The organism is Arthrobacter sp. (assembly GCF_031988865.1).
Lineage (GTDB): Bacteria > Actinomycetota > Actinomycetes > Actinomycetales > Micrococcaceae > Arthrobacter_B.
In genome coordinates this window covers 4027-20719 of the sequence record NZ_DALZXY010000067.1, presented here as the reverse complement: position 1 = coordinate 20719, position 16693 = coordinate 4027, and the positions used below count along the sequence as shown (strand labels likewise).

Annotated in this window: 17 protein-coding genes; 15 read left to right on the top strand and 2 right to left on the bottom strand. The window is 66.2% G+C overall.

Translation table 11 applies throughout. The features are described 5' to 3' along the window. The 9 genes from RTN46_RS12250 to RTN46_RS12210 form a co-directional block, all read left to right on the top strand. Window positions 1–978: molybdopterin-dependent oxidoreductase (locus tag RTN46_RS12250; protein ID WP_312181739.1), on the top strand; the 978-nt coding region annotated here is incomplete at its 5' end. A gap of 68 nt (window positions 979–1046) precedes the next feature. Further along, complete coding sequence (locus tag RTN46_RS12245) at window positions 1047–1850, top strand: tyrosine-protein phosphatase (RefSeq protein ID WP_312181738.1); 804 nt, start codon at window positions 1047–1049, stop codon at window positions 1848–1850. A 97-nt stretch (window positions 1851–1947) separates the two neighbouring features. Next, entirely contained in the window at window positions 1948–3222 is a 1275-nt protein-coding gene (glp, locus tag RTN46_RS12240) for a gephyrin-like molybdotransferase Glp (protein WP_312181736.1), read from the top strand. Between the two features lie 54 nt (window positions 3223–3276). Continuing rightward, window positions 3277–3765, top strand: coding sequence for a cyclic pyranopterin monophosphate synthase MoaC (gene moaC, locus RTN46_RS12235; RefSeq protein ID WP_312181735.1), 489 nt, complete (start codon window positions 3277–3279; stop codon window positions 3763–3765). Further along, on the top strand, window positions 3762–4262 hold the full coding sequence (locus RTN46_RS12230) for a MogA/MoaB family molybdenum cofactor biosynthesis protein (RefSeq protein ID WP_312181733.1): 501 nt from the start codon (window positions 3762–3764) through the stop codon (window positions 4260–4262). Before moaC ends, RTN46_RS12230 begins: the two co-directional genes overlap by 4 nt. Further along, the gene (locus RTN46_RS12225) at window positions 4252–4692 is read left to right on the top strand and encodes a molybdenum cofactor biosynthesis protein MoaE (RefSeq protein WP_312181732.1); all 441 of its coding nucleotides are present in this window, start codon (window positions 4252–4254) and stop codon (window positions 4690–4692) included. The genes RTN46_RS12230 and RTN46_RS12225 overlap by 11 nt, the downstream gene beginning before the upstream one ends. A 16-nt stretch (window positions 4693–4708) precedes the next feature. Then, complete coding sequence (gene dapB / locus RTN46_RS12220) at window positions 4709–5467, top strand: 4-hydroxy-tetrahydrodipicolinate reductase (protein WP_312181730.1); 759 nt, start codon at window positions 4709–4711, stop codon at window positions 5465–5467. A 12-nt stretch (window positions 5468–5479) separates the two neighbouring features. Continuing rightward, window positions 5480–5947: a hypothetical protein gene (locus RTN46_RS12215; protein ID WP_312181728.1), complete on the top strand. Its 468-nt coding sequence runs from the start codon at window positions 5480–5482 to the stop codon at window positions 5945–5947. A 41-nt stretch (window positions 5948–5988) separates the two neighbouring features. Then, window positions 5989–7500 (top strand): MDR family MFS transporter, encoded by a 1512-nt coding sequence (locus RTN46_RS12210; protein WP_312181727.1) that lies wholly within the window; start codon window positions 5989–5991, stop codon window positions 7498–7500. A gap of 57 nt (window positions 7501–7557) precedes the next feature. Here the strand turns inward: RTN46_RS12210 and RTN46_RS12205 are convergent, their stop codons facing one another. Continuing rightward, entirely contained in the window at window positions 7558–8730 is a 1173-nt protein-coding gene (locus tag RTN46_RS12205; RefSeq protein ID WP_312181725.1) for a heparan-alpha-glucosaminide N-acetyltransferase domain-containing protein, read from the bottom strand. 90 nt (window positions 8731–8820) lie between these two features. Between RTN46_RS12205 and dapA the strand changes: the two genes are divergently transcribed. From dapA to RTN46_RS12175, 6 genes are all read left to right on the top strand, one after another. Further along, window positions 8821–9741, top strand: a complete 921-nt coding sequence (gene dapA, locus RTN46_RS12200; RefSeq protein WP_312181723.1) for a 4-hydroxy-tetrahydrodipicolinate synthase — start codon at window positions 8821–8823, stop codon at window positions 9739–9741. 6 nt (window positions 9742–9747) lie between these two features. After that, complete coding sequence (locus RTN46_RS12195) at window positions 9748–11439, top strand: ribonuclease J (RefSeq protein WP_312181722.1); 1692 nt, start codon at window positions 9748–9750, stop codon at window positions 11437–11439. A gap of 108 nt (window positions 11440–11547) precedes the next feature. Beyond that, entirely contained in the window at window positions 11548–14412 is a 2865-nt protein-coding gene (locus RTN46_RS12190; protein ID WP_312181720.1) for a DNA translocase FtsK, read from the top strand. A 52-nt stretch (window positions 14413–14464) separates the two neighbouring features. After that, a complete protein-coding gene (gene pgsA / locus RTN46_RS12185) occupies window positions 14465–15070 on the top strand; it encodes a CDP-diacylglycerol--glycerol-3-phosphate 3-phosphatidyltransferase (RefSeq protein ID WP_312181718.1) in 606 nt (201 codons plus the stop codon). Continuing rightward, window positions 15067–15543 (top strand): nicotinamide-nucleotide amidohydrolase family protein, encoded by a 477-nt coding sequence (locus tag RTN46_RS12180; RefSeq protein ID WP_312181716.1) that lies wholly within the window; start codon window positions 15067–15069, stop codon window positions 15541–15543. Before pgsA ends, RTN46_RS12180 begins: the two co-directional genes overlap by 4 nt. Window positions 15544–15702: 159 nt before the next feature. Continuing rightward, window positions 15703–16128 carry a helix-turn-helix domain-containing protein gene (locus RTN46_RS12175; protein ID WP_312181715.1) on the top strand — a complete coding sequence of 142 codons (426 nt, stop codon included), beginning with the start codon at window positions 15703–15705 and terminating at the stop codon, window positions 16126–16128. A 113-nt stretch (window positions 16129–16241) separates the two neighbouring features. Here the strand turns inward: RTN46_RS12175 and RTN46_RS12170 are convergent. Continuing rightward, on the bottom strand, window positions 16242–16693 hold a 452-nt coding region (locus RTN46_RS12170), incomplete at its 5' end, for a MarR family transcriptional regulator (protein WP_312181713.1).

Below are 16693 nucleotides of genomic sequence, written 5' to 3'. Positions count from 1 at the left end.
CAGGTGGCGGTCGAGGACCTGCGGGCGGACGTGCAGCTGCCGGCAGCGGTGCAGCCTGCCCTGCCGATCCCGGCCGGTGCGGAACTGAAAATCCCCGGGTTGGACCCGCTGGTGACCCCAAACCCCGACTTTTACCGGATCGATACCGCCCTGCGGGTGCCGCTGGTGGATCCGCGGAACTGGCGGCTGCGGGTGAGCGGCATGGTGGAGAAGGAAGTGGAGATCAGCTACGCGGACCTGCTGGCCAAGCCGTTGCAGGAAAGCTGGGTGACCCTGGCCTGCGTCTCCAATGAGGTTGGCGGATCCCTGATCGGCAATGCGAGGTGGCTGGGCTGGCCGGTGCGTAATCTGCTGGCCCAAGCTGGCGTGCTGGACGGCGCTGATACGGTCCTGTCCACGAGCGAGGACGGGTGGACGGCCACCACTCCGCTGGAAGCACTCACCGACGCCCGCGACGCACTGCTCGCCGTCGGCATGAACGGCGAGCCGCTGCCGCCCGAGCACGGTTTCCCGGTCCGCATGGTTGTCCCTGGACTCTACGGTTATGTCTCTGCCACCAAATGGCTCACCGAGCTGAAAGTCTCCCGGTTCGCGGATGAGACAGCGTACTGGACCAGCCGCGGCTGGTCCGAACGCGGGCCGATCAAACTCTCCTCCCGTATCGACACCCCGACCCGGAACGCATCGGTCCCCGCCGGGCAGCTAACAGTTGCCGGGGTGGCGTGGGCGCAGCACACCGGAATCAGCGGTGTCCAGGTGAAAGCTGACGACGGCGGCTGGCAGGACGCCACGCTGGCCGCCGGAATCTCGGCGGACACCTGGCGGCAGTTTTCGATTCAGCTGGAACTACCAGCGGGGGAGCACACGCTTACGGTGCGGGCCACTGACGCCAACGGGGTCCAGCAGGATCAAGCCGAGCGGCCTGTTGTTCCCGACGGCGCCACCGGGCTGCACTCGATCCGGGTCAATGCAGGGTGAGGGCCTCACCGCGGCTTGCCGGGCTGTCTCTGTCGAGGATGCGGCTGGGGATGGGCTAGGGTCGCCCTGTGAAGATTACGGCTCTTGAAGGCACAGTCAATTTCCGGGACGTCGGCGGACTGCCGCTGGTGGGCGGTGGCGAAAGCGCCGCCGGAGTCCTGTACCGCTCCGATGCGATCAGCTCACTGACTCCGCACGGACTGGAAACCCTGGCCGGGTCCGGCATCAGCGTCATTGTCGATTTCCGCACCCCGGCTGAAGTGCAGATGGCTCCTGACAGGCTTCCGGTCAGCCGTCCGTTCAGGACCCTTGAGCTGCCGCTCTTCGAAGGCGCGTTCACGGGCGTCGCCCAGGAAGAGATGCAGCGGGCCAACCTCTCCGGCGATCCGGAGGCGGCGGCGCGTACGGTGCAGGCCGCCCTCGCGCAGCTTCCCACCCTCGGCCAGCTCTACACCGGGATGCTGCAGGGTGGGAGCACGGTGTTCGCGGAAACGGCGCGGAGTGTGGCCGCAGCGGAGGGCGGCTCGGCCGCCCTGCTGCACTGCACCGCGGGCAAGGACCGCACCGGGGTGGCCATCGCGCTGATCCTTGAAGCTGCTGGTGTGGAACCCGACGCCGTTGTGGCCGACTACGAGCAGAGCGAAAGTAACCTCGCCGGCGAGTGGGCGGACCGCATGCTGGGCATGATCGCCGGGATGGGTGTTCCGCTCAGCGATGGGATTATCACCCTGGTTACCCGTTCACCGGCAGAAGCCATCACAGCAGCGCTCACCTGGGTCCGCGAAAACCACGGCGACGCGGCCGGGTACCTGCGGTCCGGAGGCCTGACGGAGGCCGAGCTGGACCGGCTGCGCGGGCGCCTGCGGGAGTAGGGGCCGCGGACCTGCGCAGCTGCCACCGGGACGAAAAGTCCGCAACCTGCATAGAATTCGACTCAGTGCGCGGCCGCGCACCTGGCCGAGGAGGAACGTGAGCAGCACAGGCACCCGCGCCCGGGCGGTGGCGGAACACCAGGACGAGGTACAGCAGCTCCTGGCCGGCTGGCTGGGCCAGGTCCCGGCCCGTACCGAGACCCTGGATCTGGCGCAGGCCGCCGGCCGGATCCTGGCCGGCGACGTCAAGGCACCACACAGTCTGCCGCCGTTCGCCAACTCCCAGATGGATGGCTATGCGGTCCGTGCCGCTGACCTGGCGTCCGCGCCGGAGCCCGCAGGAGCCTCGGATCCGGCCGGCGTCCTGCTTCCGGTCGCAGCCCCGATCCCAGCCGGGACAGCCGCTCCCGCACTGGCTCCGGCAACCGCCGCCCCGATCATGACCGGCGCCATGCTGCCTGCCGGGGCGGACGCCGTCGTGCCCATTGAACGGGCGGTCCCGGACTCCTTCTACCCGGACACGGAACTGGACGGGGCGATCGTGAAGCTCCCCGGCGGAGTGCACGCCGGTCAGTTCGTCCGCCCGACTGGCAGCGACATCGCCCAAGGCGCGGTTGCGCTGGCAGCGGGCACCCGGCTCGGGGCCCCCCAGCTCGGGCTCCTGGCCGGCCTGGGGATAGCGTCCGTAACGGTGCGGGCCCGCTTCCGGGTCCTGCTGCTCAGCACGGGGGATGAAGTGGTGGAGCCGGGAAGGCCGCTGGCTCCCGGGCAGATCCACGACGCCAACACCACGCTGCTGGCCGTGAGCCTGCGCGAAGCGGGTGCCGAAGTCATCAACTCGCGCATCATTGCCGATCAGCCGGAACTATTCCTGGCGCAGCTCCAGGAAGACCTTGGCCGCCATCCCGTGGATCTGGTCCTGACCTCCGGCGGCATCAGCAAAGGCGCCTACGAGGTGGTCCGGCAGGCACTAAGCAGTGCCGGAGTCCGCTTCCTTCCCGTGGCCATGCAGCCTGGCGGCCCCCAGGGAATCGGCGGCGTCAACGGCGTTCCGTTCCTTGCTTTTCCGGGCAACCCGGTGAGCTGCCTGGTCTCCTTTGAAATGTTCCTCCGTCCCGCGCTCAGCGTCCTGACCGGGCTGCCCGTGCCGCGCCGGCAAGTCCATGCCCGGCTCAGTGGGGACGCAGCCAGTCCGCCGGGCAAGCACCAGGTCCGCAGGGGCCGCTACGCGGACGGAATAGTGGAGCTGGTCGGTGGGCCGGGTTCCCATCTGATCCACGCCCTGGCTTCGTCCAACGCCCTGGTCCAGCTGCCCGAAGGCATCGAAGCGGTGGCGGACGGGTCGGAGGTGACAGTATGGCTGTTGGAATAGCCCGCTAAATCAGCCCCGCTGACATTGATAGAGCATCACCGAAAGGAAGCACCGATGGCCGGAGAAGAGCAGCCAGCACCGTCGCTTACCCACGTCCGCGCCGACGGTACGGCCCACATGGTCGACGTTTCCGCCAAGACCGAGACTTCCCGCGAAGCCACTGCCCAGGCCGTCCTGAACACCACCGCCGACGTCGTTCGGCTGCTTTCCGAGGGCGGGCTGCCCAAGGGCGACGCGTTCGCCGTCTCGCGTGTGGCAGGCATCATGGCCGCCAAACAGACCTCGAACCTCATCCCGCTCTGCCACCCGCTGCCGCTGACCAAGGTCACGGTGGATTTCGAGCCCCGGCAGGACACCGTCGTTATGCGGGTGACGGTCAAGACCAAGGCATTGACCGGCGTCGAAATGGAAGCGCTGACGGCCGTGTCCGTGACCGCGCTGACGCTCTACGACATGATCAAAGCCGTGGACAAGCACGCCGTGATCTCGGACATCATGGTGCTGGCCAAATCCGGCGGCAAAAGCGGAGACTGGGCCCTGTGAGCGCCGGGCCGGCCGCACCGGTCCGCCGCACGGCGGCAATCCTGGTGGCCTCCACCCGCGCCGCGGCAGGCACGTACGAGGACCAGGCCGGGCCGCTGCTGCAGGACTGGTTCTACGCCCTGGGCTACGACGTCGTCCTGGCGGAAGTCGTGCCCGACGGCGATCAGGTGGGACAGGCACTGGCGCGCATGCTGGCGCTGGAACCATCGGTCATCATCACCAGCGGCGGCACGGGGATCAGCCCCACCGATGTCACCCCGGAGCAGACCCTGCCGCTGCTTCAGCGCCAGGTGCCCGGGATCATGGAAGCCCTTCGCGCAGCTGGCCTGGCCAAAACGCCCATGGCTGCGCTGAGCCGCGGCTACGCCGGAACCGCGGGCCGGACCTTCCTCGTCAATCTCCCGGGCTCTCCCTCCGCCGTCGCGGACGGGCTCGCTGTCCTGGAACCACTCGTCGGGCACGTCTGCGGCCTGCTGGAAGGCAAAAATGAGCACTAGCGAAGTCGTCTCCGCCACTGTTGGCACCGCCGTCCTGGTCTCCGATACCGCTACCACGGCGGTGTGGACGCCGCAGGCCGGAGCAGTGGTGAGTTTCAGCGGCATCGTCCGGAACCACGACGGCGGCAAGGACGTCGCCTCGCTCGGTTACAGCGCCCACCCCACGGCCGGTGCCGTGATCGCCGACGTCGCGGCCCAGGTCGCCGCCCGGCACGACGGCGTCCGTATCTGGGTGGGCCACCGCACCGGACCGCTTCAGATCGGTGACGCAGCGCTGGTCGCCGCCGTCGCCTCGGCGCACCGCGGCACCGCGTTCGCTGCCTGCTCGGACCTCGTGGACACGGTCAAGGCGCAGGTGCCCATCTGGAAGGAACAGGTTTTCGGCGACGGATCCGTGGAATGGGTGGGTGTCAGTGACGCCCCGGCATGACCGGTAATCTGGACCCATGAGCAAAAAACTGGCCGTCGCGGTGCTCGGAGCCACCGGGCGCATGGGATCAGAAGCCGTCAAAGCCGTGGAAGCGGCTCCGGACCTGGAACTGGTTGCCGCCCTTGGCCGCCAGGATCCGCTGGACACCCTGGTTTCGGCCGGCGCGCAGTACGTGGTGGACTTGACCGTCCCGGACAGCACCGAAGCTAACGTCCGGTTCGCCATCGAACACGGGATGCATGCCGTCGTGGGAACCACCGGCTGGGACGCCGGCCGGCTGGAACGCCTGGAGGAGCTGCTCGCGGCTCATCCGGAAACCGGTGTCCTCATCGCTCCGAACTTCGCCCTCGGATCCGTGCTGGCCTCGGCCTTCGCAGCCAAGGCAGCCCCGTACTTCGAATCGGTTGAAGTAGTGGAGCTGCACCACCCGGACAAGGTTGACGCCCCCTCCGGCACCGCGGTCCGCACCGCGGAGCTGATGGCCCGGTCCCGCGCCGAAGCAGGGATGGATACCTCTCCCGATGCCACCGTCAAGGAACTTCCCGGCGCCCGCGGAGCCGACGTCGAGGGCATCAAGGTGCACTCCGTCCGCCTGCGCGGACTGGTTGCCCACCAGGAAGTCCTGCTCGGCGGGGAAGGCGAACAGCTCACCATCCGCCATGATTCCTACGACCGGGCCTCCTTTATGCCCGGCGTGCTGCTCGGACTGCGGCAGGTCGCCGCGCATCCGGGCCTGACCGTCGGCCTTGACGGTTACCTCAACCTGAACGCTTAAGGAAAACCTCAGTTGTCCACCTTCTTCTCCGGCCTCTTCCGCAACCGCGCCAAGATCGGTGTCCTGCTGGTCACCGTGCTGCTGGCCTTCTACCTGGTGGTGGTCGCCCAGCGCGGCTGGCTGCTGCTGACTTCCGACGGGATCACCGCCAAGGCCATGGGCCTGGCATACTTCGTGCTCCCGGCAGTCGGGGTGTGGGCCCTGATCCGCGAACTGCTGTTCGGTGTGCAGACCGAAAAAATGGCCAACATCCTGGCCGACGAAGGTGGACTGCCCGTCGACGACCTGCCGCGGACTCCGGGCGGACGGATCGTGCGCGAGGCCGCTGACGCCCAGTTCCCGGTCTACCAGGCCGAAGTCGAGGCCGCCCCGGAAGAATGGCGGGCCTGGTTCCGGCTTTCCTGCGCCTACGCCGCCGCCGGCGACCGCAAGCGCGCCCGCTCGTCAATGCGCCAGGCGGGCAAACTCTTCACCCCCTGAGCTCCCGAGCCACCCATTTTCATTGCGACCCTAGGAATCTGTTGACAAACACGGCCGCAGGCCCCGCTTCATCGTCCGCTCCGACCCCGCCCGCCGCCACCCACACGGATCCGCACACGGCCCGCAACCGGCTGGTCATCGGCATCCTGATCGTCTCGGCGTTCGTCGTAATCCTCAATGAGACGATCATGAGCGTTGCACTGCCCACGCTGAGGATCGACCTGGACATCAGTGCGGCCAGTGCCCAATGGCTCACCACCGGGTTCCTGCTCACCATGGCCGTCATCATCCCGGTCACCGGGTTCCTGCTGCAGCGTTTCCATACCCGCCAGATCTTCCTGCTGGCCATGACGCTCTTCAGCGCCGGAACCCTGCTTGGCGCCGTCGCGCCCGGCTTTGCCGTGCTGTTGATCGCCCGTGTGGTGCAGGCCAGCGGCACGGCGATTATGCTGCCGCTGCTGATGACGACGGCGATGACCCTGGTGGCACCCGCGGCCCGCGGCCGCACCATGGGCAACATTTCAATCGTCATTTCCGTGGCGCCGGCAATCGGACCCACCCTCTCCGGAATCATCCTCAGCGCCCTGAGCTGGCGGTTTATGTTCATTCTGGTGCTGCCGATCGCGATCGCCGCGCTGATCCTCGGCGCAGCGAAGATCCAGAACGTGACCGAGCCCCGCAGGGTGCCCCTCGATGTCCTCTCGGTGATCCTCTCGGCCTTCGCTTTCGGCGGCCTGCTCTACGGGCTCGCCGCTATCGGGGAAAGCGCCTCGAACGGACCGCCCCCGGTCCCGCCGCTGCTGCCGTTCGCCGTCGGAGTTGCTGCGCTGGTGCTGTTCATCCTCCGTCAGGTCAGGCTCGCCCGAGTCTCAGCACCGCTGCTGGACCTGCGCACCTTCCGCAGCAGGAACTTCACCATCTCGATCGCGATGATCGCTGTCTCGAGCATCGCGCTGTTCGGCAGCCTCATTGTGCTGCCGATCTACATGCAGTCCGTGCTTGGCCTCGACACCCTCACCACCGGCCTGATGCTGCTGCCAGGCGGCGTCATCATGGGCATCCTGTCCCCGTTCGTGGGCCGCATCTATGACAAGGCCGGGCCCACCGCGCTTCTGGTTGCCGGTTCCGTGCTGGTCAGCGGGTCCCTGTGGATTATGGCGACGGTGCTGGATGCTGACACACCCGTGTACATGATCCCCATCGTCCACGTTGTCCTCAGCATCGGGCTCGCGATGACCTTTACCCCGCTGTTCTCATCCGCGCTCGGATCGCTGGAGCCCAGGCTCTACTCGCACGGCAGCGCCATCCTCAACACCGTGCAGCAGGTCATGGGAGGTGCAGGCACAGCACTGTTCGTGACCCTGCTGTCCACCGGAGCCGCGAAGCGGCTGGCGGAAGGCGCCAGCGGACTTGTTGCGACGGCCGCCGGAGTGCAGACAGCGTTCCTGGCCGGGGCACTCATCAGCCTGCTCGCCATTGCTGCCGGTTTCTTTGTCCGCCGGACGCCCACCACTGGGGACACTGCGCCTGCCCCTGCCCCTGCTCACGGATGATCCCGTAGCCCCTGGCGGCAGGGCTGCCAGAGCCGTGCGGACACCGGGCCCGTGTCCTTACCGGCGGTTCTCCGCCAGGGTGCCGTCCCGCGCCAGTCTGGAGACGCCCGAGGTAATGGTCTCCAGCGGTCCGCGGGAACCGAGACGGATGAACGCCATGCCGATCAGCACCGCCGCCACGGCCTGCGGCCAGAACACCCAACTCGGGTCCAGCGCCGGCTCCTGGACATCCATCAGGGCCATCACCCAGATGTGGACGCTGTAAAGCGTCAGCGTCATGGCCCCGGCGGCCGAGAGGGGCAGCAGCAGGTTTGGCCGGGCCCGGGTGAGCAGCAGGCAGGTGCCGATGACGGCGGCAGCCGTCCCGGAGGTGTGCAGCAGGTCAAAGGTGGTGCCGGAGTGTGGTGCACTGACCGCAAGCCACCACCATGAACCGGACTGGTCCACGCCGGTGAGGTTCACTTCCAGCATTCGGCCGATTGGCCAGGTCTGCCCGGACTCCGTCTGCAGCAGCTCGGCGAACCCGCCGGCATCGATGAGCAGGTACCAGCTCAGGAACTTCGAGCCGAGGGCAGCGAAGATTCCGGCACAGACCAGGCCAACCTGCACGCCAAGGTGAGAGAGCTGCAGCCGGCCTATCACCATGCCGATGAGCAGGTAGCTCATCCACTGCACTGTCGGATAGACGCCCGTGAAGAGGACATCGGCCAGCAGGGAAGCCGGTTCCAGGAAATGCTCCCAGGTGATGTTGCCGTCGATTCCGGGCGGATTCAGGTTGGCGTAGATCCAAGGACGGACAAGGTAGGCAAGGACGGGGGAGAGGCACACCCAAATCCCTGCCCAGACCGCGAGCCTGGGCAGGCGCATGTTCGTAAACGGAAGCACCATCAGGAACAGGACTGCGTAGTGGAACAGGATGATGGCGATCGAGGTTTCCAACCCGCCCAGCAGCAGCCCGATCAGGGCGATGACTCCGGCCCGGGCCGCAATTCCGCGCCGGTTCCGTCCGGGGGAGCGCGCTGCACCCGGGTCTGCTCCGCCGGTCAGCAGCGCGATTCCGATGCCCGCCACCACGGCGAACAACGCCGACGCACGGCCGGAGAAAACCAGCCCGACCAGGGAAGGGGCTCCCGTCTGAGGGTCATACAGCGGAAAGATGTGAGTGGACATCATCCCCAGCAGAGCCACACCACGGGCAGCATCAATGCCCGTCAGCCGTGTTCTGCTCATTCCTGAATCGTCTCACAGCACCCTTGGCACTCCGGCGCGGTACGCGTCTCCGTTGTCCCAATCGCAGGTGCAACAGGTAACGTTTTACCCATGGCAGACTCTGATATTCATTCCCGTCCGTTTGGCACCCTGGTGACGGCGATGGTCACCCCGTTTACCGCCGACGGCGAGGTGGACTTCGAAGCCACCGCATTCCTGGCCAACAAGCTGGTTGAAGACGGCTGCGACGGTCTGGTCATCTCCGGAACCACAGGCGAAACATCGACGCTTGAGGACAGCGAAAAAGAGGATCTGTTCCGCGTCGTCGCCGAGACCGTAGGCGGCCGGGCGAAGGTTATTGCCGGAACCGGCACGAACCACACCTCCCACTCCGTCGCGATGGCCAAGCGGGCAGAACGCGCCGGTGCCGACGGGCAGCTGGTCGTCACCCCGTACTACAACAAGCCGACGCAGGCCGGCGTCCTGGCGCACTTCGACGCGATTTCCGAGGCCAGCGACCTGCCCATCATGATCTATGACATCCCTGGCCGCGCCGGGATCCCGATCAGCACCGAGACGATGTTCCGTCTCGCCGAAAACCCCAGGGTCCTGGCGCTCAAGGATGCCAAGGCCGACTTCGCCGCCGTCACCCGGGTCCTGGCCAACACGACCCTGGACGTCTACGCCGGCGACGACGGACTGACGCTGCCGTGGATGGTGGCCGGAGCAGCCGGCGTCGTCAGCGTCAGTGCCCACGTCGCCACCGCGCAGTTCCGCGCACTGGTAGACGCAGCCGCAGCAGGAGATTTCGACAAGGCGCGCAGGATCCACTTCGACCTGGATCCTGTAGTGCGCGCAGTAATGACACACATACCAGGTGCCATTTCCGCCAAGCAGATCCTCAAGATGCAGGGAGTGATCCCCAACGCCGCTGTACGGCTGCCGCTGGTGGCTCCCGACGCCCTTGAAATGGAAGCTGTCCTGGCGGACCTGGCCGAAGCAGGATGGGACTTTTCCCAGGACAAGGCGTAATACAACATGATTGAAACTGCGGATACCGCACTGAAAACCCCTCCCCGCCTCGCGAAGGGCACGCTGCGAATCGTTGCCCTTGGAGGGCTCGGAGAGATCGGCCGGAACATGGCCGTCTTCGAGATCGACGGCAAACTGCTCATCGTGGACTGTGGTGTGCTCTTCCCCGAAGAGACCCAGCCCGGCGTTGACCTGATCCTCCCGGACTTTTCCTACATCGAGGACCGGCTGGACGACGTCGTGGGCGTGGTGCTGACGCATGGCCACGAGGACCACATTGGCGCAGTTCCCTACCTGCTGCGCCTGAAGAAGGACATCCCGCTGATCGGCTCCCAGCTGACCCTGGCGCTGATCGAAGCGAAGCTGCAGGAGCACAGGATCAAGCCCTTCACGCTCACCGTCAAGGAAGGACAGGTCGAGCAGTTCGGCCCGTTCGAGTGCGAGTTCGTGGCCGTGAACCACTCCATCCCTGACGCCCTGGCCGTCTTCATCCGCACCCGGGCTGGCAACGTCCTGCACACCGGTGACTTCAAGATGGACCAGCTGCCCCTGGACGGCCGCATCACCGACCTGCGTGCGTTCGCCCGGCTGGGCGAAGAGGGCGTGGATCTCTACATGGCGGACTCCACCAATGCGGACGTTCCCGGCTTCACCTCGCCGGAGCGCAACATTGGGCCGGTGCTGGAGGAGCTTTTCGGCAAGGTCAAGAAGCGCATCATCGTTGCCTCCTTCTCCTCGCACATCCACCGCGTCCAGCAGGTGCTCGACGCCGCCGCCGCGCACAACCGCAAGGTCTGCTTCGTGGGCCGGTCCATGGTCCGGAACATGGCCATTGCCGACAAGCTCGGCTACCTGAATGTTCCGCAGGGAATCCTTGTTGACCTGAAGAACGTGGACAACATCCCGGACCACAAGCTGGTCCTGATGTCCACCGGTTCGCAGGGCGAGCCCATGGCTGCGCTGTCCCGCATGGCCAACGGCGATCACCGGATCAGCGTTGGCCGCGGAGACACCGTCATCCTGGCTTCCTCCCTGATCCCGGGCAACGAAAATGCCGTTTACCGAGTCATCAACGGGCTGATGAAGCTCGGTGCGGATGTGGTGCACAAGGGTACGGCCAAGATCCACGTCTCCGGACACGCCTCGGCCGGGGAACTGCTGTACACGTACAACATCCTGAAGCCGAAGAATGCCATGCCCGTGCACGGCGAAACCCGTCACCTGATCGCCAATGGCAAGCTGGCCGCACAGACGGGGGTTCCGGAAGAGAACATCATCCTCGCCGACGACGGCACGGTGGTTGACCTGGTCAACGGCAAGGCCCGCGTTGTCGGCAGCATCGAATGCGGACTCGTTTATGTCGACGGATCCAGCGTCGGCGAGATCACCGACACCGATCTCAAGGATCGCCGCATCCTGGGCGAAGAAGGCTTCATCTCCGTCATCACCGTGGTGAACCGCAACACCGGAACCATCGTCTCCGGCCCCGAGATCCACGCCCGCGGATTTGCCGAAGACGACACCGTCTTCGATGAGATCAAGCCGAAGATCAGCAAGGCCCTGGAAGAGGCAGTGATGTCCAACCGGGACCACACCGCCTATCAGCTCCAGCAGGTTGTCCGCCGCGTGGTAGGCACCTGGGTCAACCGCCGGCTGCGCCGCCGGCCGATGATCGTACCGGTGGTCCTGGAAGCCTAGGACACCGCGGCCGCATCCTCCCCGGCCGGCACACCGGCCGGGGAGGAACAGCGTCAATTGGCGCGTATATTCGGGGTCTTTGGACCCCGATCCGGTAGCGTGGCAGGTATGGCGACTCGTACTTCCCCTGCCGCGCGCGGCAGTTCCCCAAGCCGGACAACTGCCCGCAACGCCGGCGGCAGCTCCGGGGGGAAAACGCCCCCGCGGGGGAAGTCCACCGGCCGGCAGTCCAAGGCCCAGCCCGAAGAGACGCTTCCCCTGCCCCTGCGGGCCGTGCAGGGCGCCTGGATGGGAGTCGCCCGGATCGTGGGCGCAGGGGTACGCAAACTGGGTACCGACGTTGTTCCGGACCGCGAGATCCGCCGTGACGGCACCGGCTTTTTCCTGATCCTCACCGCACTGATGGTCGCCACCGTTGAATGGTGGGCGCTGCGCGGACCGGTTGCCGACATCATCCACGCCGGCGCCGCCGGAACCTTCGGCTGGATGGCGGTTGTCCTGCCGTTTATGCTGCTGACTGCTTCAGTCCGCCTCTTCCGCTACCCCGAACGGCACCGCGCCAACGGCCGGATCAGCATCGGCCTGACCCTGATGCTCTGCTCGGGCGCGGGTATCACCCACCTGATCGGTGGCTCCCCGGCCCTATCCGACGGCTTCGACCAGCTCTGGGTCTCCGGCGGTATTGTCGGTTTCCTCGTAGCCGGCCCACTGTCCGCCGCGCTCACCAAGTGGCCGGTCATCATCCTGCTGTCGCTGCTGGTCTTCATCTCCATCCTGATCGTCACGGCCACGCCCTTCCGGCACATCCCGCTGCGCCTGCGCGCACTCTATGAGCACCTGATGGGGCAGGATCTCGCCGACGACGATCCCGATGCCCACGACCAGAGCTACCTCTACGCCGATAAGCCCGCAAAACAGAACAAGCCTAAGAAGTCCCCGCGCCTGGGCCGGGGACGCAAGGAAGCCGACGCTGAGCACCCTGACGGCTACGCCGGCGATGAGGCCTTCGAGGCGGCCCTGCTGCGCGACGAGGAAGAGCGGCAGGAAGCGGCCTTGGCCGAACCCGCAGTCCCGCCGGGCGTGCGCCGTCCCACCAAGTCCGAACTGGCCACGCAGAAGCTGCGCCGCGACCAGGGCCTGGAAGACGCTGAGCCGCCAACCGAAGCCATTTCCATGGTGCCGGAGGCAGCAGCCTCGCTGGTGGCCGCTCCGCCGGTTCCCCCGGTGCCCTCGAACCCCGTGGCCCACACCCCGCCGGCGACCCCCATCCCGCAGCGCACCGAACAGCTGCAGCTCTCCGGCGACGTGACCTACACGCTGCCGCCGTCGGACTTCCTACCCTCCGGCCCGCCCGCCAAGGAACGGTCTGAAGCGAACGACACCGTGGTGGCAGCCCTGACCCACACCCTCGAGCAGTTCAACGTGGACGCGAAGGTCACCGGGTTCTCCCGCGGTCCGACGGTGACGCGTTACGAGATCGAGCTCGGTGAGGGCACCAAGGTGGAGCGCGTCACCGCGCTGTCCAAGAACATCTCCTACGCCGTCGCCAGCTCGGACGTGCGCATCCTCTCGCCGATCCCGGGCAAGTCAGCCATCGGCATCGAAATCCCGAACGCGGACAAGGAAGTCGTGGCCCTGGGCGACGTGCTGCGCTCCAACGCCGCGCGCAAGACCGAGCACCCCATGGTGATGGGTGTGGGCAAGGACGTCGAAGGCGGCTTCGTCGTCGCCAACCTCGCGAAGATGCCGCACCTGCTGGTGGCAGGTGCCACCGGTGCCGGTAAATCTTCCTTCGTGAACTCGATGATCACCTCCATCCTGATGCGTTCGACGCCGGACGAGGTCCGCATGGTGATGGTCGACCCGAAGCGCGTGGAACTGACCGCGTATGAAGGCGTGCCGCACCTGATCACCCCGATCATCACCAACCCGAAGAAGGCCGCCGAAGCGCTGCAGTGGGTGGTGCGGGAAATGGACACCCGGTATGACGACCTGGCGAACTTCGGCTTCAAGCACATCGACGACTTCAACAAGGCCGTCCGCAACGGCAAGGTGGTGCCCCCGGCGGGTTCCAAGCGCGTCATCCGCGCCTACCCCTACCTGCTGGTGATTGTGGACGAGCTCGCCGACCTGATGATGGTCGCCCCGCGCGACGTCGAAGACTCGATCGTGCGCATCACCCAGCTCGCCCGTGCCGCCGGTATCCACCTGGTGCTTGCCACCCAGCGTCCCTCCGTCGACGTCGTCACCGGCCTGATCAAGGCCAACGTCCCCTCCCGCATGGCCTTCGCCACCTCCTCGGTGACCGACTCCCGCGTGGTCCTTGACCAGCCGGGTGCGGAAAAGCTCCTCGGCCAGGGTGACGCGCTGTTCCTGCCCATGGGCTCGAACAAGCCCATCCGTGTCCAGGGCGCCTGGGTGACCGAGTCCGAAATCCACCGCGTGGTGGAACACGTCAAGACCCAGCTGCAGGCCGTTTACCGCGAGGACGTGGCCGTCACCGCGCCGAAGAAGCAGATCGACGATGACATCGGAGACGACCTCGATGTCCTGCTGCAGGCCACCGAACTGGTGGTCACCACACAGTTCGGCTCCACCTCGATGCTCCAGCGCAAGCTCCGGGTCGGCTTCGCCAAGGCCGGACGCCTGATGGACCTGCTCGAATCCCGCGGAGTGGTCGGCCCGTCCGAAGGCTCAAAGGCCCGCGACGTGCTGGTCAAGCCGGATGATCTGGCAGCCACCCTGGCGGCCATCCAGGGCGGCGAACCACTGTCCGGTGCCGACGCGGCCGCGACAGCCGCGCTGGCTGACAACGCCAACGTCAACCAGGGGTTCGACGCCGATGGTCCGGTGGACCTCGTGGCCCAGGACCTGGACTCGCGGCCGCAGGCAACGGAGTATTACGACGGTTCGGACGGGCCCGGCGGCGATGAGGATGGATCTGAGGACGCCTGGAATCTCACGGGCCGATGAATCTGGAGGAGACGTGAATCTCAGGCACGGCGAATCCGGCTAGTCTGGAACCGTGAGTAATTCCCCAGCCGAACGAGTTCCGACGCTGAACATAGCCAACGTCCTGACCGTCATCCGCATCCTGATGGTGCCGCTGTTTGTCTGGTTCCTGATTGCGGACGACGGACGCGACGGGCTCTTCCGATGGCTTGCGGTGGCGACTTTCGCCGTCGCAATCTACACGGACAAGCTCGACGGCGACCTGGCCCGCAGCCGCGGACTGATCACCGACTTCGGGAAGATCGCCGATCCCATCGCGGACAAGCTGCTGATCGGCTCCGCCCTCGTTATGCTCTCGGTCCTCGGGGAACTGTGGTGGTGGGTCACCATCCTCATCCTCGTCCGCGAAATCGGCATCACCGTGATGCGGTTCGTGGTGATCCGCTACGGCGTGATGGCTGCCTCGCGCGGCGGAAAGCTCAAGACCGTCATCCAGACCCTGGCCATCTTCCTGTTCCTGCTGCCGCTGACCTCCTGGCTGGGGGACTGGGCCTGGTGGATCAGCGCCACCGTGATGGCCGCCGCCGTCGTCGTCACCGTGGTGACCGGCGTCGACTATGTCCTGCAGGCCATCCGCCTGCGTGCGGGTGCCCGCGGCGGAAGTGGCCGCGCGGCATGAACAGCCGGTCCCAGGCCGTTATCGCCGCTGCCGCCGGGCGCGGACTGCGAGTCGCGGCCGCAGAGTCACTGACCGCTGGCATGGTGTCCGCAGAACTGGCCACCGTGCCCGGGGCGTCCGCCGTGCTGCAGGGCAGCATTGTTGCGTACCAGAACGAGATTAAGACGCAGGTTCTCGGGGTCGGCGAGGAACTGCTCCGGGAAGCCGGATCCGTGGACCCCGTAGTCGCCGAGCAGATGGCGAGCGGCGTCCGGCGGCTGCTGAATGCGGATATTGGGGTTTCCACCACCGGAGTGGCCGGTCCGGAATCGCATGATGGTAAGCCGGTGGGTACTGTGTTCATTGGAATCGCCACCGCCTCCGGTGCCAGGGCGGAAGGGTTCCGGTTCGACGGCGACCGCGCCTCCATCCGGCAGCAGGCCTGCACGGCGGCGCTGGAGCTTCTGGCCGGCGAAATCGAACCGTTGCCCTAAGGCCGAGGCCGTCCCGGCAGGAAGATGCACGTCGGCGGGAACAAATCGGAATGCGTGTCAGTTACTAGTATCAGGAACCGCCAAGGTTTCCAGTTTACGATCTTAGACAATCCACGGTATTAGCCGCGGAGGGACCGATAAGGGAGCAGGACGATACACATGGTGAAGCAACCCGTATCCGTGAACGGCGTTATTCGCTGGCGGGATGTAGGGTTGGCGGAAGATGCACACCGGGAGCCTAAGGAGCGCAAGATGGTAGTTCTACGCCACGAAATTGGTGATGTACTCCGCGACGTACGCCAGCGCCAAGGCCGTACCCTGCGTGAGGTCTCACACAGTGCCCGGGTTTCCCTTGGATACCTGAGCGAAGTTGAGCGGGGACAGAAGGAAGCTTCTTCTGAACTCCTTTCTTCGATCTGCAGTGCTCTTGACGTGCCTTTGTCCCTGATGCTTCGCGAGGTCAGCGACCGTGTGGCCAGCGCCGAAGGCGTAACCATCCCCGATACCGTACCGACGGAATTTTCCCGGGAGTTTGCCCGCGAATTTCCGGAGGAACTGGCTCGGGATCTGGCCCGCACGCCGTAACAACCCCCGGGAAGCTTCCGCTTCCCGCCTTATAGACCTACAGAAAGACCCCGCCACGGAAAGCCGGCGGGGTCTTTCGTCTGCCCGAAATCTCTCGTCTTACTTCGTGTTCCTTACTGCTCCGGGCCGGGTAGCTCGGTGGCATTGAGTTTGTGCAGCAGCACGCTCAGCGCCAGGACTTCTGCATCGTCCCAGGAGGCCAGCCGCGAACGGAAGTGCTCTTCCCGTGCCCGCTGGGTCCGCAGCACCTGCTCCCGGCCGAGCTCAGTGAGGCTTATGGCCTGGGCGCGCCTGTCCTCAGGATCGGGCTGTTTCTGCACCAGTCCCAGGCTCTCCAACATGACAATCTGCCGGCTCAGTGAGGGCTTACCGACGCCGATCTCGGCGGCCAGGTCAGTGAGCCGGAGGGGACCCCGGCGCTGCAGCAGCACCAGCAGGCCGTAAGCCGCCGGTTCCAGGTTGGGGTGCACTGCCTTGGCCACCCGCTGGGAAGCCGCCCGGGCACGGCGCCACAGTACGCTCAACTCCTGCTCGAGGCTTTCAACGGCCGGAGTCAGTGCAGGAG

Excerpts from the sequence above, each read along its gene's own strand:
- moaC (WP_312181735.1), top strand. The coding sequence starts at position 3,277 with ATGGCCGGAGAAGAGCAGCCAGCACCGTCGCTTACCCACGTCCGCGCC.
- RTN46_RS12225 (WP_312181732.1), top strand. The coding sequence starts at position 4,252 with ATGAGCACTAGCGAAGTCGTCTCCGCCACTGTTGGCACCGCCGTCCTG.
- dapB (WP_312181730.1), top strand. The coding sequence starts at position 4,709 with ATGAGCAAAAAACTGGCCGTCGCGGTGCTCGGAGCCACCGGGCGCATG.
- RTN46_RS12205 (WP_312181725.1), bottom strand. The coding sequence starts at position 8,730 with ATGAGCAGAACACGGCTGACGGGCATTGATGCTGCCCGTGGTGTGGCT.
- dapA (WP_312181723.1), top strand. The coding sequence starts at position 8,821 with ATGGCAGACTCTGATATTCATTCCCGTCCGTTTGGCACCCTGGTGACG.
- RTN46_RS12195 (WP_312181722.1), top strand. The coding sequence starts at position 9,748 with ATGATTGAAACTGCGGATACCGCACTGAAAACCCCTCCCCGCCTCGCG.
- RTN46_RS12190 (WP_312181720.1), top strand. The coding sequence starts at position 11,548 with ATGGCGACTCGTACTTCCCCTGCCGCGCGCGGCAGTTCCCCAAGCCGG.
- RTN46_RS12180 (WP_312181716.1), top strand. The coding sequence starts at position 15,067 with ATGAACAGCCGGTCCCAGGCCGTTATCGCCGCTGCCGCCGGGCGCGGA.
- RTN46_RS12175 (WP_312181715.1), top strand. The coding sequence starts at position 15,703 with ATGGTGAAGCAACCCGTATCCGTGAACGGCGTTATTCGCTGGCGGGAT.